This window comes from Winogradskyella damuponensis, from assembly GCF_039538385.1.
Classification (GTDB): Bacteria; Bacteroidota; Bacteroidia; order Flavobacteriales; family Flavobacteriaceae; genus Winogradskyella; species Winogradskyella damuponensis.
Genome location: NZ_BAABCB010000002.1, coordinates 187947 through 209024, shown reverse-complemented (window position 1 = coordinate 209024; position 21078 = coordinate 187947). Strand labels below are relative to the sequence as shown.

Annotated in this window: 17 protein-coding genes; 7 read left to right on the top strand and 10 right to left on the bottom strand. The window is 31.7% G+C overall.

The features are described 5' to 3' along the window. Nucleotides 1–329: 329 nt before the first annotated feature. From ABD730_RS01065 to ABD730_RS01055, 3 genes are all read right to left on the bottom strand, one after another. Complete coding sequence (locus ABD730_RS01065; RefSeq protein WP_334471616.1) at nt 330–1487, bottom strand: tetratricopeptide repeat protein; 1158 nt, start codon at nt 1485–1487, stop codon at nt 330–332. Beyond that, entirely contained in the window at nt 1488–3071 is a 1584-nt protein-coding gene (locus tag ABD730_RS01060; RefSeq protein ID WP_334471618.1) for a helix-turn-helix domain-containing protein, read from the bottom strand. Nucleotides 3072–3336: 265 nt separating this feature from the next. Beyond that, nucleotides 3337–6366, bottom strand: a complete 3030-nt coding sequence (locus tag ABD730_RS01055; RefSeq protein WP_344711954.1) for a T9SS type A sorting domain-containing protein — start codon at nt 6364–6366, stop codon at nt 3337–3339. Between the two features lie 323 nt (nt 6367–6689). On the opposite strand from ABD730_RS01055, the gene murQ reads away from it, so the two are divergent. Both murQ and ABD730_RS01045 read left to right on the top strand, forming a co-directional pair. Next, on the top strand, nt 6690–7502 hold the full coding sequence (gene murQ, locus ABD730_RS01050; RefSeq protein ID WP_344711952.1) for an N-acetylmuramic acid 6-phosphate etherase: 813 nt from the start codon (nt 6690–6692) through the stop codon (nt 7500–7502). Continuing rightward, nucleotides 7489–7728: a DUF6095 family protein gene (locus ABD730_RS01045; RefSeq protein WP_344711950.1), complete on the top strand. Its 240-nt coding sequence runs from the start codon at nt 7489–7491 to the stop codon at nt 7726–7728. The genes murQ and ABD730_RS01045 overlap by 14 nt, the downstream gene beginning before the upstream one ends. Nucleotides 7729–7867: 139 nt before the next feature. Here ABD730_RS01045 and ABD730_RS01040 read toward each other — a convergent pair whose 3' ends face one another. Both ABD730_RS01040 and ABD730_RS01035 read right to left on the bottom strand, forming a co-directional pair. Next, entirely contained in the window at nt 7868–9763 is a 1896-nt protein-coding gene (locus tag ABD730_RS01040) for a PKD domain-containing protein (protein WP_425583497.1), read from the bottom strand. 76 nt (nt 9764–9839) lie between these two features. Next, nucleotides 9840–10301 carry a hypothetical protein gene (locus ABD730_RS01035; RefSeq protein ID WP_344711946.1) on the bottom strand — a complete coding sequence of 154 codons (462 nt, stop codon included), beginning with the start codon at nt 10299–10301 and terminating at the stop codon, nt 9840–9842. 198 nt (nt 10302–10499) lie between these two features. Here ABD730_RS01035 and folE point away from each other — a divergent pair, with 198 nt between their 5' ends. From folE to ABD730_RS01010, 5 genes are all read left to right on the top strand, one after another. Then, entirely contained in the window at nt 10500–11177 is a 678-nt protein-coding gene (gene folE / locus ABD730_RS01030) for a GTP cyclohydrolase I FolE (protein ID WP_215927789.1), read from the top strand. A gap of 55 nt (nt 11178–11232) precedes the next feature. Then, nucleotides 11233–12714: a cysteine--tRNA ligase gene (cysS, locus tag ABD730_RS01025; protein ID WP_344711944.1), complete on the top strand. Its 1482-nt coding sequence runs from the start codon at nt 11233–11235 to the stop codon at nt 12712–12714. A 2-nt stretch (nt 12715–12716) separates the two neighbouring features. Next, nucleotides 12717–12953, top strand: coding sequence for a membrane protein insertion efficiency factor YidD (gene yidD / locus ABD730_RS01020; protein WP_215927785.1), 237 nt, complete (start codon nt 12717–12719; stop codon nt 12951–12953). A gap of 305 nt (nt 12954–13258) precedes the next feature. After that, the gene (lgt, locus tag ABD730_RS01015; RefSeq protein ID WP_334470284.1) at nt 13259–14083 is read left to right on the top strand and encodes a prolipoprotein diacylglyceryl transferase; all 825 of its coding nucleotides are present in this window, start codon (nt 13259–13261) and stop codon (nt 14081–14083) included. Then, nucleotides 14083–14586 carry a DUF192 domain-containing protein gene (locus ABD730_RS01010; RefSeq protein WP_344711942.1) on the top strand — a complete coding sequence of 168 codons (504 nt, stop codon included), beginning with the start codon at nt 14083–14085 and terminating at the stop codon, nt 14584–14586. Before lgt ends, ABD730_RS01010 begins: the two co-directional genes overlap by 1 nt. A gap of 124 nt (nt 14587–14710) precedes the next feature. Here the strand turns inward: ABD730_RS01010 and ABD730_RS01005 are convergent, their stop codons facing one another. The 5 genes from ABD730_RS01005 to mdh form a co-directional block, all read right to left on the bottom strand. Next, complete coding sequence (locus tag ABD730_RS01005; RefSeq protein ID WP_344711940.1) at nt 14711–15565, bottom strand: hypothetical protein; 855 nt, start codon at nt 15563–15565, stop codon at nt 14711–14713. Further along, on the bottom strand, nt 15562–15969 hold the full coding sequence (locus tag ABD730_RS01000) for a hypothetical protein (RefSeq protein WP_334470290.1): 408 nt from the start codon (nt 15967–15969) through the stop codon (nt 15562–15564). Before ABD730_RS01000 ends, ABD730_RS01005 begins: the two co-directional genes overlap by 4 nt. 124 nt (nt 15970–16093) lie before the next feature. Beyond that, nucleotides 16094–19150, bottom strand: coding sequence for a protein translocase subunit SecDF (secDF, locus tag ABD730_RS00995; protein WP_334470292.1), 3057 nt, complete (start codon nt 19148–19150; stop codon nt 16094–16096). A 156-nt stretch (nt 19151–19306) separates the two neighbouring features. Next, complete coding sequence (locus tag ABD730_RS00990) at nt 19307–19918, bottom strand: hypothetical protein (protein WP_344711937.1); 612 nt, start codon at nt 19916–19918, stop codon at nt 19307–19309. A 199-nt stretch (nt 19919–20117) separates the two neighbouring features. After that, nucleotides 20118–21044: a malate dehydrogenase gene (mdh, locus tag ABD730_RS00985; protein ID WP_334470296.1), complete on the bottom strand. Its 927-nt coding sequence runs from the start codon at nt 21042–21044 to the stop codon at nt 20118–20120. Nucleotides 21045–21078: the final 34 nt, after the last annotated feature.

Sequence of the window (21078 nt, the reverse complement as noted above, 5' to 3'; positions counted from 1 at the left end):
ACAGGAATAACTGTTTAAAATATAGCTTCACAAACAATAAAAAATTTCTTATTATAATAGGTTATAATAATTTTAAAAATCTAATTACTTGTTGCTTAATATATTCGGATAGATCTCTATTTTTTTTACTTAATAAGCATAGGCATCTCATTATAAAAAACGTATTCATATAAGTTTGAGTTTAAATAAACATAATGCTTACTTAAATGTACTTTTTATTGTTTTTTGTGAGAACAAAATATATAAGACTGCCGTATAAAAGTTTGGAATAGAAAATAACCTAGTAAACCTTTTTACTATTTAAACATTACCATATAGTTTATTAATACTTAGGAAATTGTTTTTTTATTTTGAAGGGCTTCTATTTTATTTTTTAAGATTGCTATTGTTTTTCCATTTCTTTTATTGATAAAAAACACACCAATAAAAAGAAGTAACACAAATAAAGAAAATAGTTTTAACCTATTTAAGGTCTGTTTTTGAAGATCTTGAAGTTTTTCATTTTTACGATTATTATTGTCATCTAATGAATCGCTTACCGAATTTCGTTCAGCTTTTTTTATTTCTAATTGGCTATTAGAGTAAAGCTCATAATATTTTTGATATTCTTCCCATTGGTTTAGTGCCAAATAATTCTCTAATAAACCATTATAAATACCTGAATTTAATACAAGATCACCTACCTCTTTAGATTCCTCCAAAGCCTCCTCTAAATAATCTATAGCTTTCTGATATTCACCTTGCTCTGTAAAGACAGATGCTAAGCCTTTTTTAGCAAATGCAACAAGACTATTGGCATGAACGACTTTGGCTAAGGCAATAGATCTATTAAAACTGTTTTTTGCATTACCATATTGAGAAAGCAAAGTATAGCAATTTCCCTTATTATAGTAGACAATACTCAGATTGGTATTTACTTCTTCATTTTTTACATTTTGATACTCTGCAATACCTTTGTCAAAATACTCTAAGGCAATATCACAATTAAGGTTATCCTTGTAAATAAAACCTTTTACCGTATAACTATTAGCAATATACTTGCTTACAATCGCACGATCTGGATATAAGAAAGCCATTTGTTCTGTTTTTTCTAAATAATCTATAGATTTATCAAAAATTTTAAGTTGTTGGTATAAAATTCCTGTTCTAAATAAGATTTCTATTTGTAATACCTTATCATTTAATGTTTTTGAAAGTTCATCGGCTAAAATTATATATTCTAATGCTTTTTGATAATTTCTTTTAGAAGTATAAGCTAAAGAAATTAGCATTAAAGCTTTAACCTTTGTTTTTATAGTATAATCTGAATTTTCATAAACTGACAGCCCTAATTCAATAGCTTCATTAGGGTTTTCATACACTCTAAATCTACTAGCTTCTAAGACACTATCAATTTTTTTTATATTTTGATTAAAACTTAATGCAAACGAAGACAGTGGCATACTAAATACCAAAATGAGAAAACCATATAAATGCTTTTTTTTCATTTAACTTGTAGTTTTCTTTTTTAATTGATCACGTTCTTTTTGAATCATCTTAATAAAGGTCACAGGAGACATACCTATTATAGATTTAAAAACTGTAGCAAAACTACTATGAGAGGAATACCCACTTTCTTCTGCAAGAAAACTAATCTTATAATTTATATAATTGGAATCGTTTTTTAATTTATCAATGATGTAATTAACACGAAGTTTATTTATAAATGTGTTAAAATTATCATCATAATGTTTATTAATTACACCTGACAAATATTTAGTATTTGTATCAAATTGTCCTGCGAGTACAGCCAGTGAAATATCTTTATTTAAAAATTTTTTTGAAGTTTCAAACCGCTTCAATTTAGACAAAATTAGCTGTTCTGTTTCTTCTGGTATAGCAATACGTTTTGGTTTTGCTTTTTTTATAGGTTTTGTTTTAATATCACTATTTCTAATGACTTCCAAATAATTAATAATTTCTTTATGTCTTTTTTTTCTCGCTTCACCTTTTAAAACCACATAACCTCCAATAAACAGTGCTCCTATAAAACCTGCTACTAATAAATACAAATAATTACTATGAGTTTGTCTTTCATCAATTAAATCATCTTCTTCTTGATTAGAGAGCATTGTATATAATGTATTCACTGCCAATTGCTCTGTTCTTTCTACTTCTGTATTTAACGTTAAATATTTGTCATTAAAAACCTTATGTTTAATGTTTTGACCAGAAGCTAAATAGTTAATAGATAAATCCCTATTAATCTCCATTAAAAGTATAGGGTTATCTATAATTTCTGCATATCTCGAAGCAATAAAAAGAGATTCTTCACTTTTACTGAACTCTTTTTTCTGTAATTGTAAATAACCTAATTCTTTATAAATTAAAGCTTTTTGATAGAGATTATTTATTTGAGATGCATTAATCAGATTTAAAGTTTTTTCTATATACACTTCTGCAGAATCATAATTAGATAAATTATTATAAGCTCTTTCTTTAGCAAGAAGTATTGCTCGTTTTTCTGTTGAGTTTGTTTTTAAAAACGCTCTAAATTCACTTTCAGTATTTTCGATTAATGTTATAGCTTTCTCGCTATTTCGTCTCTCAATATTTGTGTTAATCTCCTCAAGTTTTATTAAATATTGTGTTAAGTCCTTATAGGCACTTTGAGGCATTTTTTTTAATAGTTTTTCTCCCTTTTCTATAAAGTACTGCGCCTGTTTATCTAAATAAATAAGCCGTAAAAGTTGTGCTTTTAGAAGATTTAACTCTATTTGTATATTCACACTAATTGATTCTGATAAATTATTTTTATCAAAAGCATGAATTACAGATTCGTGATAATCTCCCTTAATAATCTGAGCTCTAGCAATTAAAAGATTAGAAGCAACTATCTGCTCTAAATCTTGACTGGTATTTAATAAGTGTTCTGCTATCTTGAGTGATTCATCAGGGTTTGAATAAACTAACTCTTGTGCTTTAGTAATGAGATCGTTTTCTTGTGAATAGCTAAAACATGCCAATGTAAGACTTACCCATAAACTAATTGAGCGTATATATTTATAACAACGTGAATCTTTATGTGTCATTTTAGTGCGCTAACCCAAATTCTTAACGCAAAGAATTATAATATTTAAAATTGTATGCATATAATTATTGTAAGTTAGTAAATATAATAAACTTTCTAAAAGAACAATTATTAGATAAACCATAGAAGCATATTTAATCTTTAGGTATATCTTCTAGTCACAATTATAAGAATAACGCTTTTGAGTATTATGTGATGTGATATAATTAAAAAAAAAGAGCAACATTTTATGTTGCTCTTCCTGCTATTAATCCAACGATCTAAAGTTATTCCTTTATAACTCTAAAGGTCTTTTGAGAATTATTCATAATTATTGTTACAAAATAAACTCCTTTATTTAACTCATTCATATTAATTGAAGTCGTTAATGTATTTGGAGTCATCTCTTTTACTTTCTGACCAACAATATTATAGATACCAATTTGTGATATTGCATTATTTGCCTCTACAGTTAATGTATTTTTTACTGGATTAGGGTAATACTTAAATGTTTCAAAATCATTTGCATCAACATTTAACAATTCATCAGCATACGCAAAGAAACTGTATTCTGCAGCACTAGAAGAATGGATCAAAATTAGGTATGTGTTTCCTGCTACCAAATCTCCTGTTTTTGGTGTTAAACCACTATTAGAACAACTTGTAATACCAGGTACATAACCAGCACTCGTTGTTTGCGAGCAATCACCTGTATTATATACTGTATAATTTGCACTACCACTTACTCTTGTAAAGTCAAAATGATACGTCCCTGTATACTGAGGTGTTAGTGAATACCAAACAGATTCTGAAGAAGAACTTTCACAACCTTCTGGTGAATTATAAGCGATACTAGTAACATTTATATTTCCAGAAATAGCATTATTACCAGTTTCATCAGTAGATTCTATTATAGAAATTGATGATGCACAATCACTATTAGCAACTGCATCTGGTAATTTAGTGATATCTAAATCAAAAGTAATCCCAGGATAAGATTGGCTAGATTGAACCATAGCATAATAAGTAGATCCCATATTTAATGTTATGATTTCACTTGAGTTAGTACAAGAGGGTATTTTAGAGACTAAGGCACCACAAGTTCCTTCATAAATGGAATATGAAACAGATCCATCTTGTAAAGTAGGGTTCTCTGCAATAGAAAACTCATAGACACCTGTTACAGTAGGGTTTAACACATACCAAACATCACCAACATTTGAAGTGTCACAAGAATTATCTGAAGATAAGGTTGAACCAACAAGCGTACCTGAAACTAGTTCTGTAGCGCCTTCTACTGTAGGTACCAATAAAGTTACTGCATCTAAACACTCATCGTTTGCTGGTGCAACTGGTGCCTCTCTTAAACAGATATCATAATTTTGCTGAGAGCTACCTATATTAGTTTTACTCCTAATGTAGTAAGTCTCATTAATTGTTAAACCACTAAAAGTGACGTATGCTGAAGAAGAACATAACAAGCTTGTAAATGCCCCACAAGTTCCTGATAATAGTTCTGTTGATTGAAAAGTTCCACCATTTGGAAAACCAGGAGCTGATTCTGCATTTAAATATTCTAAAATCATAATTTCAGAAGAAGCTGTAAAACTAAACCACACATCATTAGTGTTAGATGATGTACAAGCACTTGGATCTGCAATAGATTCTGTAGCTCCTGTATTAGTTGCGCTTGTAAATAAACTACAAGAGTCATCTGAATTAATTGTAGCTGTTAAATCTATAGCATTAACACAATCATCATTTGAAGGTGGACAGTAAAAGAATGTAGAATTAGTATAAGAACATAATCCGTCATCACCATCGTTAGTTAATGTGAAATTAACAATTGTACCACTTGGGTATGGTCCTGCTGTTACAATACCTGTAGAACTAATATTAGTAATGTCAGATGTACCTGAAAAATCATCAGATAAGGTTAAAAATGTTGCACTCCCTAAATAAGAAATCTCTACATCTACAGAGAATTCATCATTATCACAATCTGCAATTGGAGTTAATGCTCCTAGTGTTGGATTAATACAACTGTTTTGTGTAATTATTAAACTATATCCATACGTGCTATTTGCATTTGAAGAACTTAGAACGACATAATAAGTATTACCTGATAATAATACAACATCTAATAAACTTCTTGAAGCTCCTGAGTAAGACCCAATATAATCTACACATTCCGTAGCAACATCAGGACACCCTTGAACAACATGTACTCCTGCTCTATTACCTGTATCTGGAAGAATACTATTAACTTCTATATTAATTGACATATCAGTAGTTGGTGTAATTTCATAAAAAACATCATTACCTTTCATATATGTATTATTACATGGACTAACATCAATATTATTTTCGTAGTTAGCTGTATCACCATTTGATTCTATATAGGGAAAAGAAGAAACAACTATTGGACTACTACACGTAGCTCCTATTAAAGGTGCCGAACGTGTTGTAAAGCTTTCTTCATTACAACCAATAGCATCACCAATACTATTAAAAGGTACAATGTTTACATAATACGGTGTAACATAACTTAATCCTGTTAAATCATAACTTGTTTCAGTCGTTATTACTCCATTAACAATATCTGTACCACCTGAAGTTGTACCTACAGAAACGGTATAACCTGTAGCGAGACCTGTAGCTGCTTGCCAAGTTATTGAAACATCTGTATCTGCATCATCTGCACCATTTAAAGGAGATAATAATACAGCATCACAATTAGGTATTGCATCTGCTTCTTGAGTTATAGATATATTATCTATTACTACTATTGTTCTAAACCCTGCAACATTCACAAGATTAAACAAAAATCGTACTTGAAAATCACTTCCACTTGCTATTGTTCCCACTGAAACACTCGCTGATTGACACGTACTAGCATCAGTGAAAGTGTAATTAGAATCATCTATCGTAGATATGTTTGTCCATGTTGTTCCACCATCTGTAGAATATTCAAAAACTAAACTTCCCCAATCTGTAGTTGGATTCACATTTTGTGCTCCAGGAAACTGACTACTTCTCTCAAAAATATTATAAGAAAAGTTAGCCGTAAGATTTGTTCCATTAGATATCCCAGTGTAATTCTGTGATACCATACTAGCAGTATTACCTGCCGGCAAAAAGGACCATGCGCTTAGTCCTTCACCATCACAAATATAACTAGCAGTAGTCTGCATCTCACCTGTCCAGTTTGTAGGTGCAGATCCGCTTGACTCAGAATTGAAATTGTCAACAATTTCAATTTGCGAAAAAGCAGAGACACTAATTAGCATCATTAAATAAATTGTAATTTTTTTCATTGGTTTTGAATTTTGGATTAGTTAAATACTATGTATTAAAGACTTCTAAGATAGTAGAAGATCATATGCATAAAAAGATTCTATATTTGGCATTTACCGAAATTTGAAAGTAAAAAAAACCAATAAACCACTAGATAACAACAATTTAAATCAAACAATTAACATTTATTATAAAACATGCCTAACCTTCTATTTTTGATGTGATTTCTCACAATTACTTTGGTTTAATCCTTCACTTTTTGAAATTTAATAGCGAATATATTTAACCTTTTTTCAATCATTTATGCTCCTAATCCGCCAAAATTATTTCTTACCTTTAAGGCATGAATTTTATAAAAACCACTGAACAAGACTCAAACTATAATGATCTCGAAAAAATGTCAATTAACGAGATTATAACACTTATAAATAAAGAAGATCAAACGGTTCCTTTAGCTGTAGAAAAAGCATTGCCACAAATAGAAACACTAATTGCCCAAGTTGTTTCTAAACTCAAAAGTGGAGGAAGGTTATTTTATTTAGGAGCTGGTACTAGCGGAAGATTAGGTATTCTTGATGCTTCTGAATGTCCACCTACATTTGGTGTACCTCATGACTTGGTAATCGGTTTGATTGCAGGCGGAGATAATGCTATAAGAAAAGCTGTAGAAAATGCCGAAGATTCAACTAGTCAAGGTTGGTTAGATTTACAAGCACATCATATTTCTAATAAAGATATTGTCATTGGTATAGCTGCTTCAGGCACAACCCCATATGTTATTAGTGCCTTAGAAAAAAGCAATGAACATAATATTATAACAGGTTGTATTACTTGTAATCATAATAGCCCTTTATCTTTAACTGCTCAATTTCCTATTGAAATTATTGTAGGCCCTGAGTTTTTAACAGGAAGTTCAAGAATGAAAGCTGGTACAGCTCAAAAACTAGTTCTTAATATGATTACTACAACTGCAATGATCCAGCTAGGCAAAGTGAAAGGCAATAAAATGGTAGATATGCAGCTTAGCAATGACAAATTAGTAAATAGAGCTACAAAAATGATTATGACAGAACTAAACATTTCAGAAGCAGAAGCAGCTATATTATTAAGTAAACATAAAAATGTAAGAGATAGTATTACCCATGGACGAAAATAATAGAACAGACAGAGACCTATTAGCGAAAGGATTAAAACGATTAGGAATTTGTTTAGGACTCATGTTCGCAGGTCCGACATTATTACATTTAGCATTAGATAATAGCGAAAAACCACTTTATATACCGCTTCTAATTATAGCCTTTATACTCTGCATTGGTGCTATTGTTTTCTTATTTCTAGGGATTAACACTATTCTAGATAGTATCTTTAAAAAGAAAAAATAATATTTATTCTTTTTAAAGAATTATATTATAAGTCACCTAGCTAAATCTCTATTCTCAATTCAAAACTAAAATATTAAACGGTTTTTGCTTAGGTAAATAAAATAGAGCTTTAGTAGTTAATAGATTTTTCCTTTGTATTTCAAAANACGCTTAAATCAAACTCTTCAAAACCATCATTACTTAAATCATCACATAATTCTAAATCTAGAGCAGGATTGATGGTAGGTTGGCCAGCTACATTTAAAGAGAATGGTAATATTTCATAACACCCAGAATTTAGATATTCTACCCTAATAAATATAATTTCCCCATCTGTTCCTGAATAATTACTCAAATCAGCCATAGCATTAACATCAGCTTCAGCATCAATAAGTGAATTATGGTAGGTAACAATTAACTCACTAGGGTTAGGTGCGCTTGCTAGAACTACTGGAGTATTAGAATCTAATTCAAAAATATAAGGAGGAGCACCAGTATCACAAACAAATAAATCATCAGGCGCTTCCGTAATTACCTCTGGTAATACCTCAACACAAACTTCCTGCGTATATTCACAACCAAAATCATCTGTAACTCTATAAGTATAACAATACAAACCAGCTGTTGGTGGCTGAACTGTTATTATGTTTCCTGCAGTACCTGTTATTGTAGCATCTGCATCCCATGCTTCAGTCTCAATTACAGGTGTAAAAGAAAGCTCTGGTGGTTGTAAATTAGGATCAAACTCAATACTCCAAGCAAAAATATGTCCGTTATCTGCTCCAATATTATCAACAACTCTAATCGTCCAATCTCCATTTAAAGGCGAACCAAGAAGCCCCTCTAAAGAGTTTATAGAACTATAAGTTCCTGCTGGAACATAAGAATCATTGTAAGTTCCAGGCCCATCTCCGTTAGGAAACGTACCGCCAGTTTGAATACCTCCAACCAAAGTTGGAAATCCACCAACAGGTACAAAACAATACTGACGACCTTCTCCTGGTGTTGTATTACCACTATTTCCATCAACTGTTCCCGTTGCCCATGGAATACCTAAATTTGCACTAGAACCACCTTGATCATGCATCCTAACAACTTGTCCGTTAGGCGATATTATCTCTATATCTAAATCTCCTAAATACGAATGCTCCATGGTTACACAAATACTAATCAATTGACTAATATCTGTTAAAGCTTGTGCAGAATCATAACAATCTACAGTTATAGATGTCTCGTAAACCGCCCCACTTCCATCTGGTAAAAATGTAATACCACTCACAGGAGGTGTACAGTTATTAATAAATTCAACAGCTTCAACTTCACCTGTTATATCAGTACTCTCTCCATAACAAAGCACAGAGTTTGCTGCGCCTGTTCCTGAAAAATCAGGTTCAGTAGCAACTTGAATAACTTGGTTAATTAAATTGTTATTATCACATCCAAGTGGATCAATTGAAGTATTTGCATCACGTATATTTAGATTTACAATATATACGCCTGGATCAGGATACGAAAAAGTTACGCTTTGGCCAGATGCTGTATTACCATCACCTAAATCCCACTCATAAGTAGCACCAGCTCCATCAACAGAAAACACACCGCTTCCATTTAAAGTAATATCTTCATTAGGACATACTCTTATATAGCCATCTCCGTTTGGAGCAGGAGATGTAGAATCAATCTGAGAATTAATAGTTTGGCATGGTGTTAAACAAGCGATATTCGCTTCCCAACCATTTATATTACCAGCTGCATTTGAAACGAATTGAATTGTTATACACCCTGAAGTATTATCCTCAGTAGGCTGTACTAAACCAGGACTATTAGAACCTGAAAAATCACCAAAAGAGGTTGCCGCAACACTATCTCCATCAAAAATAGACATAATATCTTGGTTTACCTGTGTTACAAATTCGGTAAAATCTAATTGTATTTTCTGACCTGGATTTTCAGGACATAATGTTAGGATAAAATTTTCACCATCTCCATAGTTGCCAAATTCACCTCCTGAATCGTAAAAAACCCCACCACATTGACTAACTGTTGCTGTTTGCATATTTACATCCTGAGCCAACATTAGCGATGTAAATAATATAGAAATTATAGTAATTATATACTTCATGTTTATAATTTTATTGATATTGAGACTTAATAATGATATAATAATTTGTACCATTTACCTGATACATCGCTGCTGCTCTAGAATGAAATTCAAAATTATACTTTAGTGGATTAAAAGTATTAGGATTAAAGTTTTCATCTCGTTTTAGTTCTGAAACAAAACCATCAAAAACGGACACCTCAGATAATTTAGGACACGCTTTTTTATTTTTTTCATCAGTTACTAATTTAATCTCTACTCTATTTCTAAGAATATGTTTAATACTCCTAAGCCTATGTGGATTGTTAAAAACATATTTATCAGCAAATTCACCATAAACCTCTATAATCTGAGCACGCTCAGTAGCTGTTAATGGCAACTTTACATTGTCATTAAATTTTGCCAAAGGAACTGGATTTTTTTGTTTGGACTGCTGGCTAAACATACATAAAGGCATGAGTATCAGAGTAAGAATAATCATTAGTTTTTTCATTGTTCAAATGGATTTTTTAAAGTTTCGAAAATTAAGAAAATTTTAATAAAACCTATGTTAATTCACCAAGGATAATGACATTTTAACGGTTTTTATTATATAACAGTTATATAATTAATTTCCCTACCTATATGATGCTATTTTTATTGCTTATCTTTGCCACTTGCTTTTAAAAACTGAAAACCAATTTATTTTACAATGAAAATCAATAGTGATTTTAACGATATAGATGCTTTAGGTGATAATCACATAGGATCATCTAGCGACACACCATTAAGAGCTGATGCTTTTAAACTTTCTAACAATGACAAAATTGACATTATTAAAAGTGATGTTAAACATATTTTAGAAACTCTAGGTTTAGATTTAAATGATGATAGTCTTAAAGGCACTCCAAACAGAGTTGCCAAAATGTTTGTTAATGAGATTTTTGGAGGTCTAAATCCGGATAAAAAACCAAACGCCTCAACATTTGACAATAAGTATAAATACGGCGAAATGCTTGTTGAAAAAAACATCACAGTTTACTCAACCTGCGAACACCACCTATTACCTATTGTTGGACGAGCACATGTTGCGTATATATCTAACGGGACTGTTGTTGGCTTATCTAAAATGAACAGAATAGTAGATTATTTTGCCAAACGACCACAGGTACAAGAGCGACTAACGATTCAAATTGTTAAAGAGCTTCAAAGTGTTTTAAATACAGAAGATGTGGCTTGTGTTATTGACGCAAAACATTTATGTGTTAATTCTCGTGGCATAAGAGATATTGAAAGTAGCACTGTTACTTCAGAATTTGGAGGTCAATTTAAATCTAAAGAAACAAGACGAGAGTTTTTAGACTACATTAAATTAGATACACAATTTTAATTTTTTCACTCAACACACTAATTCAATTTATTGATTCATTTTTCAAAATCGCATCATGTCATTATATAATACAAATCAAATAAAATTATACAATACACTTTCTGGTGAAAAAGAAATTTTTCAACCTATAACTGATGGCTATGTTGGAATGTATGTTTGCGGCCCAACAGTATACAGTAATGTGCATTTAGGTAATGTGAGAACATTTATGTCTTTCGATATGATTTTTCGCTACCTTAAACATTTAGGTTATAAAGTGCGTTATGTTCGAAACATCACAGATGCTGGTCATTTAGAAAATGATGCAGATGTAGGTGAAGATAAAATTACAAAAAAAGCCAGATTAGAAGCTATTGAACCTATGGAAATAGTACAGCGTTATACTGTAGATTTTCATAATGTACTCAACACTTTTAACTTTTTACCTCCAAGTATTGAACCTACTGCTACAGGTCACATTATTGAACAGATAGAGTTAATTCAATCTATAATTGATAATGGTTTTGGCTATGTTGTTAATGGTTCGGTTTATTTTGATGTGCATAAATACAATGAATCTAATGAATATGGTATTTTAAGCAAACGTAAATTAGAAGACTTAATACATAACACCCGAGCACTTGACGGTCAGAGCGATAAGAAAAACCCACAAGACTTTGCCCTTTGGAAAAAAGCAGAACCAACACATATAATGCGCTGGCCTTCACCTTGGAGTGATGGTTTTCCTGGTTGGCATTTAGAATGTACTGCTATGAGTACTAAATATCTTGGTGAGTATTTTGATATTCATGGAGGCGGAATGGATTTAAAGTTTCCGCATCACGAATGTGAAATTGCCCAAAATCAAGCCGCAAAAGGTCAAGATCCCGTAAAATATTGGATGCATGCCAATATGCTTGAATTGAATGGAGCTCGTATGAGTAAATCTACTGGAAATTATATAAATCCAGCTGAATTACTTTCAGGAGACAATGATATTATGTCTAAAGCATACAATCCAAGCGTCATTCGATTTTTTATGATGCAAGCATCTTACAGAAGTATTTTAGATTTAACAGATGATGGTTTGGCAGCTGCCGAAAAAGGATTTCACAGACTTATGGATGCGATTTCCTTAATTGATAATTTAAAAACAAGTTCTACATCTTCATTTAATGTTGCTGAATGGAAGCAAAAATGCTACGATGCGATGAATGATGATTTTAATACTCCTATTTTAATTGCCACACTTTTTGAAGCTGTAAAATTTATTAATCAAATTAAAGATGGAAGTGCTAGCATAACATCTACAGATTTAGAATCTTTAAAAAGCACCATTAACATTTTTGTGTTTGACGTGCTTGGCTTGGTAAATATTTCTAAAACAAATACTGGTAGCGACAAACTAGCGAGTGCAGTAGAAATTCTAATTAACCTTAGAAAAGAAGCCCGATTAAACAAAGATTTTGCACTGTCTGATAAAATTAGAGACGAATTGGCTGAAGCAGGTATTAAACTTAATGATAGTAGAGAAGGCACAACTTTTACGACAAACTAATCGTGAAGAAACTTTTAACATATCCTTTTTTATTACTGATTAAATTATACCAAATATTTATTTCACCAATGACTCCTGCGACTTGCAGGTACCAACCAACATGTTCTCACTATGCAAAAGAAGCACTTGAAGTACATGGTTTTTTTAAAGGCGGTTGGTTGGCTTTAAAACGGATTTTTAGTTGTCATCCCTGGGGAGGTAGTGGTTTTGATCCAGTTCCGAGAAAGGATGACAACTAAAAATTCGCCAACGCGCCTGCTCGCCCGTTCTCTAAAAATGTACCCCGTACATTTTTTTTACGTTCCGTCGCCCTGGGGAGGTAGTGGTTTTGATCCAGTTCCGAAAAAAGATGACAACTAAAAACTTATCTAGAACTACAGTTAACTCAATCACTAAAAAAGATGCTTCATCTATTTTTTATCCACTACAATCTTTGATAAAAAGAGGATTTATTCAAGTTCCTTCAAAAGAAGACTAATTTTACGTTAATCTCATTTTCAATCCCTTTCAAAATATTATCTTTACCTCATAAAATAGAATATTTATGTTTTTATTACAAATTGATTGGGATCCTATTAAGTTTATAGATTTAGGATTTTTTAAACTTCACTTTTATAGTCTTATGTGGATTACAGCCTTTATTTTAGGCTTTCAAATCACTAAACGTATCTATAAAAACGAAGGTCAATCTGAGGAATCATTAGACTCCTTATTTATTTATTCTGTTTTAGGAATTATGCTTGGTGCAAGATTAGGCCACGTTATATTTTACCAACCAGAACTCATTACAGAAGATTTCTTTAGCATCTTTTTACCTTTTAAATTTAAAGGAGGATTTGAGTTTACTGGCTTTCAAGGCTTGGCTAGTCATGGCGCAGCAATTGCAATGATTATTTCTATGTACTTATACAATAAAAAAGTATTACACAAAACAGTACTTTGGATTTTAGATCGCGTGGTAATCCCTGTTGCTTTAGGAGCTGTATTTGTTAGAATTGGGAACTTTATTAATTCTGAAATTATAGGTAAATATACCGGAAGTGATTTTGGCGTTGTGTTTAAACAATTAGGCGAAACACAACCTAGACATCCGGCACAATTGTATGAAGCATTCTGTTATGTTTTTGTATTTCTAATTCTCTTTTACTTCTATTGGAAAACAAAAAAATCTGAACAACAAGGCTTTTTATTTGGCTTGTTTTTAGTCTTATTATGGACTGTAAGATTCTTTGTAGAGTTTGTAAAAGAAGCTCAAAATCCAGAACGTGCAGATTGGCTTCTTAATACAGGACAGTTGTTAAGTATTCCGTTTGTATTAATTGGACTATACTTCATGTTTATCTATAAACCAAAAACCAAATTGAGCTAATGAAAGTTCAACTCTATTTAAAATCTGTATTTATTGTTTTAATTTGTACTTTGTTTGCATCTTGTAAAGAAGAAAAGACAACCAAATCTGAAGACAAAGTTGTTGTGAGTTTCAAAAAAGAAGGTGTTTTAATGCTTAAAAAAGCAGATTCCGACTCTGTAATAAAGACCTTAGATATTGAAATTGCAGATGACGAATATACCACCCAAACAGGCTTAATGTATAGAACGAAACTTGAAACCAATCAAGGTATGTTATTTGTATTTCCTAATATGCAAATGCGAAGTTTCTATATGAAAAACACTAAAATCCCTTTAGATATTATTTATATAGATAACGATTTATCTATCGTTAGTTTTCAAAAAAATGCAAAGCCTATGGATGAAACCTCTCTTCCATCAGAAGCTCCTGCTAAATATGTTTTAGAAATTAATGCTGGGCTTTCTGACGCATGGCAATTGGCTATTGGTGACAAAATAAGTTTTACCTCAACAAACGAGTAACACAATAGATTACTTATACATCAACATATCTTTAGGCTATAATAAAAGAGAACAAATTCTCAAAACAGGTTAAACCTATTCATCAGTAAACTTTCTGATATCTATACACGCAACTATATTATAGCTAATGAAAGCCAAGTTTAGTCACGACTAAAACAACACAAAACATTGCTATTATTGCATACAATAATCTCAATTTAATATTGTTGCACAAAAACAAGCCAGAAATGGCAAGCAAGGCCATAAAACCTGTTTCTAATCGCGTACAAAGTATACCTATAATCATCATTATAAAAAGCAAATGCGTCCACCTACTTTTAGGTTTCCATAAAATAGCAATTGCAACAATAAATTCCATAGCAATAGTCAGCATTGCAAATACTTGACTAATTACACCAAGATTTGGAAATACATCTTTTAAAACAATGCTTTCACCAATATTGGGATCTGTAGCTTGCAAGGCTATTAAACTTTCCGTATTGCTTTTTGTTACCTCTGAAATTTCAGGAAAAAATCCTAAAAAAGGGTCAAACAGAAAACCTCTATTCAACATATAATAATAGAAGTTACCACTTATAAACTGATTAGATATTAGTTTTTGCAAAACCGACGCCAATATAACAATAACCAAAAGTATCTGAATGTTTTTTAAAAGTATATCACTACGTTTATGATAGCGATAACATAAAACAGAAAGCGTCATAAATGTTAACACAAAATGATGATTTGCCACTCTCAAATACATGAGATAAAGATCAAAAACCAGTAGTGCAGAAAAGACCATCCAAATAATAGGATGCTTTGTCTTGTGACGAAAGAAAAACCAACAAAATAAGCCTAGAAAAAGCACTGGAGTTTTCCATATACCATATTTTTCAGACATAATAGAAATATAGATTCCAAGCATTAAAAGCAGCAACTGACTTGCAAGCTCAATGTGATTATTTAATTTCTCTTTTATACCTATCCAATATATCACAGGCTTGTTTTTTTAAAATAGATCTCATTGACCAAAGCTCTCGAATAGACACCATTTTTTGAATTAACGGATGGTTTCCATATCTGAATATGAATACTGTCTTTGTGAGTTTTTTTTACTACAAATTCTGCAGCGCTCATTAAATTATCATCATTAGGCATTAATTTTAAATGCTTAAAAACCCTTTCCATTTCATTATTATTTGCAATCAGAGAATCCACTGACATGCCTGGAATATATATCTGATTGTAGTAATAATGGATTCCTGTGTACATACCATAACCACCACCTTTCCATTTATTAAGACTTTGTGTATTTACAAAAAAGAACTGCACAGCAATTACTATAACAGCAAGGCTAGGAATTCCGTACTTCAACAAAAGCACTTTTATTGTGTTAGACATGAATTACAATTGGATTATAAAATAAATATATGCTATTAAAGATTTAGAAACAAAAAAATGCCTCTCTATTAAGAAAGGCATTTTTTAAACTCTGAATTAATTCAGAATATTATTTGTTGTAAGCTTAAGCTTCTTCAACGTCTTCTTTCACTTTGTTTTTAAGTGCATCAGTTACGTTTCCTTTTTTAGCTGTATCATACATAATTGGTGTTGCAATAAATACTGAAGAATATGTACCAACAATTACACCAACGATTAATGCAAATAATAAATCTTTAAGTGAATCTGCACCAAATAAGAACATTGCTAATAACACCACTAATGTTGTTAACGAGGTATTTAATGTTCTACTAATAGTACTGTTTATAGATTTGTTAATAGTTGTATCAAAATTCCAACCTAAGTTTTCATTAAAGTACTCTCTAATTCTATCAAATACTACAACCGTATCATTTAAAGAGTAACCAATTACTGTTAAGATTGCCGCAATAAACGTTTGGTCAATCTCCATACTAAATGGCATAAATCTCCATGTTAATGAATAGATACCTAACAAGATTAAAACATCATGGAAAACAGCAGCTACAGCTCCAAGAGAGAATTGCCATTTCTTAAATCTTAATAAGATGTATAAGAAAACTACTACTAAAGATCCTAAAATAGCCCAAATAGATGATTTCTTAATATCATCGGCAATTGTTGGACTTACTTTACTAGATAACATTTTACCTATTTTCTTATCTCCTGATCCATCTAAAAATTCTTCATATGTAATTCCTTCTGGAAGGTATTTTTGAAGCGCAGTAAACAACATAGATTGTACTTTTTCATCGGCTTCAACAGACGTATCTTCTACTAAATATTTGGTAGAAATCTTTAATTGATTTGGTCCACCAATGGTTTTTACTTCTGCACTTTCAAATACATTATGTAGGTCGTTTTTCACTTCCTCAACACTCATATCCTGATCAAAACGTATTTGATAAGTTCTACCTCCAACAAAGTCAATACCTTGATCTAATCCTGTTGTAAAAAGAGACCCTAAACTAGCTACAATAAATACCGCAGAAATAGCATATGCAATCTTACGTTTCTTTAAGAAATCAATATTTACATTGGTAAATAAGTTCTTCGTTAAACCAGTAGAGAAATCTAATTTACCACCTCTATTTATATACCAGTCTACTAATAGACGCGTTATAAAAATCGCTGTAAATAAAGACGTTAAAATACCAATGATTAATGTTGTTGCAAATCCTTTAATTGGACCAGTACCAAATACAAATAATATTAAAGCGGTTAAACCGGTTGTAATATTCGCATCTAAAATTGAAGATAAGGCGTTAGAGAAACCATCTTTAATAGATTCTTTTTGCGATTTACCTTTTGCTAATTCTTCTCGTATCCTTTCAAAAATAAGCACGTTTGCATCGACCGAAATACCAATAGTCAATACAATACCTGCAATACCCGGTAAAGTTAATACAGCTCCTAAACTTGCTAATACACCAAAGATTAATAAGATGTTTAATAATAAAGCGATATCTGCAAAACCACCTGCTTTACCATAGTAAAATAACATCCAAAGTAAAACAAATGCTAAAGCGATAACGAATGACTTCATACCACTGTCAATAGCCTCTTGACCTAATGAAGGTCCAACCTCATCTGCTTGAACAATTTGAGCAGAAGCAGGTAATTTACCAGCTCTTAAAACGTTAGCTAAATCGACAGCCTCTGTTAGCGAAAATGCTCCAGAAATTTGTGAATTACCACCTGCTATTGGACCTGTAGATACACTTGGCGCAGAATACACAATATTATCTAAAACAATAGCAATATAACCTTGAGTTTCATAAGCCTTTTTGGTCATTTCTTCCCAAATCTTAGCCCCTTTAGCATTCATCTGCATACTTACAGCTGGTCTGCTTACTTGGTCATAGTCTTGTCTAGCATCTGTAATTACAGCACCACTTAATTCTGGTACACCATCTCTGTTTCCTTTAATTGCATAAAGTTCTGAATACTCAGAATCTTCTGTTTGTATTCCCCAAACAAATTTTACATAACGCATTTCTGCAGGAAGTGAAGCTCTATTTTTTGGTGCATTTAAATGCGCCATAACTTTTTCTTTGTCCTTAGCTAAGAACATACCAACTACAGAGCCACCATTTCCGTACCCCTGAATACCTAATGGGTTTAAATCGGCTACATTAGTTGAGTCTGACTCTATCTGACCCGTTAAGTCATCAATAGCACTTGAAGTTGAATCTTGATCTACTGTTGTTTCTGCAATAGCATCGTTTTTAGATTCTTTTGCTTCTTTTGCCTTATTTTCTTCAACCAAAGTTTGGTTAACCTGCATTAAATAAGGTAAAACTTCTTGAGTCTTATACGTCTCCCAAAACTGTAATTGTGCTGTCTTAGTTACTAAATCTTTAACACGCTCAATATCTTTAGCTCCTGGTAATTCTAAAAGAATACGACCTGAGTTCCCTAAACGTTGAATATTTGGAGATGTTACACCAAATTTATCAATACGCTTACGTAATACTTCGAAAGCAGAAACGATAGACTCATCAATTTTTGTTTCAATGATACTTTTAACTTCGTTATCTGACATATCGAATTTAATCTCATCACTTAACGTACGATTTGCAAAAATGTCTGGAGATGCTAATTTAGTATCACCTTTAATAGCATCAAATGCTCTAAAGAAAGATTCTAAGTAAGATTCTTGTGCATCTTTTTGTAACTCTTCTGCATCATCTAAAGCTTTATTAAAAATAGGGTCTTTACTATTATTAGCTAATCCCTTTAAAATGTCTCTAACCGAAATTTGAAGGATAACATTAATACCACCTTTAAGGTCTAAACCAAGGTTCATGGCATTATTTTCAACTTCAGTATATGAATATTTTGCAAACCCTAAATTATAAACTTCAATAGGTTCAAACTTATCACCTACCTTAATTTTAGTGGTTTTTAATGAATCTAAATAGCGAACCTCTTCTATGTTCCTTTTAGATTGGTAATCGTCTTCTGTGTCTGCGATTTTAGCAATTGCTGCTTCTTTTGCTGTATCTTCTAGCTGGTTTGCTTTGAATGTAAATGATAATTGGTAAATACTTACCAAACCAAATAAAAGCGCAAAAAGCTTAATTATTCCTTTGTTTTGCATTGTAATTATTTATTTAATGTCGAATTTTTTGAACGCGCAAATATAGAGTATACACTATAATTCAACAATGTTTTTTATGATTTTGATTTTTAGTCTTTTCTATTGAATAAGAAAGACTTGGAATGAAGTAAAAATTCTTTTAGAAAGAACAGTTTTTTAAACGGTTGGCCCTGCTCTAACCTCTGGAATTATATAGGATATATTATCTATTGCATTGGCAATAGCCGTATTTACTATAACAGCAACATTAATAGTGTTGTTACTTTGTTTTGTATTATTCAGTTCGCTTGAATAATTAACTTTTAGTGGTTTGGAGTGGTCTGTCTTTTGATTTATCTCTGCAACTTGAGTTCCTTCAAAACTCCAATCAATATCACTACCTGTCTTAATTTCAGAAATATTAAGCTCATAGTTTTTTGCACCTTTCTTCTCTGGAAAATTATTTGAATGGTTTTGAGAGGAATTGTAAGCTAACTTTAACTCTTCAACGTTAAAAAGTGTCTTCTGAATATAAGCCACATTTGCATCACTATGATAGGTAATTCTAAGCTGACCTTTATTATTTTGACCAATCTGAATTTGAGTAACACCAATACTTTGTAATTTGCCTTGAATGGCTTCAATAGCATTTTCAGTATCTTCAGCTGTAATAGACGTATCTGAAAACTGAATTACAATCTGTTGATTTGGTAGCGTTGTATGCTCTATAAACGTTCCTAAAAACGCTAAGAGTAAAGCTAATATTCCAAATTTCAGTTTGGTTTTCATGCGCCAAATATAGACAAAAAAATAAAGACTGTATTTCTACCGTCTTTATTCTAAATATTTTGAAATTTATGACCTACAAACCTTCTATTTTGGTCACATCTTCGGGTGAAATCTCATAAACTTACCTTAATTAAAACAAAAACCTCACCAACTGATGAGTTAGCAAGGTTATTGTGAAATAATTAATCTATTGATATAATTAAAGTTCTAATAATCCATTAGTCTTTTTTACACCTTCTGCACTTTCTACCATATGTGCTTTTTCAGCAGCACTTAAAGGTACGTCTACAATCTTTTCAATTCCTTTTCTACCTAAAATTACTGGTACACCAATACATAAATCGCTTAAACCATATTCACCATCTAACAAGGCTGAACATGGAAATATTTTCTTTTGGTCACAAGCAATAGCCTGAACTAAGCCACTTACTGCAGCACCTGGAGCATACCAAGCTGAAGTACCTAATAATTTTGTTAGTGTTGCTCCGCCAACTTTAGTATCTTCTTTCACTTGGTTTAAGCGTTCTTCTGATAAAAATTCAGAAACTTTAATACTGTTTCTAGTTGCATGAGACGTTAATGGTACCATACCTTTATCACTATGACCACCGATTACCATACCATCTACATCACTAATAGGTGCTTCTAATGCTTCAGCTAATCTGTATTTAAAACGTGCAGAATCTAACGCTCCACCCATTCCTATAATTCTGTGTTTTGGTAAACCTGTAGTTTTGTGTACCAAATACGTCATTGTATCCATTGGATTACTTACAACAATAATAATTGTATTTGGAGAATGCTCTACTAAACTTGTTGATACTGTTTTTACAATACCTGCATTAATACCTATTAATTCTTCACGTGTCATACCTGGTTTACGAGGAATACCAGAAGTAATTACACAAATATCACTATTTGCTGTTTTAGAATAATCGTTTGTACTTCCTGTAATTTTAGTATCAAACCCATTTAAAGATGCACATTGCATTAAGTCCATTGCCTTACCTTCTGCATAGCCTTCTTTAATATCTAAAATTACAACTTCTGAAGCAAAGTTTTTAATTGCAATATACTCTGCACAACTTGCCCCTACAGCTCCTGCGCCAACTACGGTTACTTTCATTTGTTTTATATGTTTTATTATGTGAAACTAATTG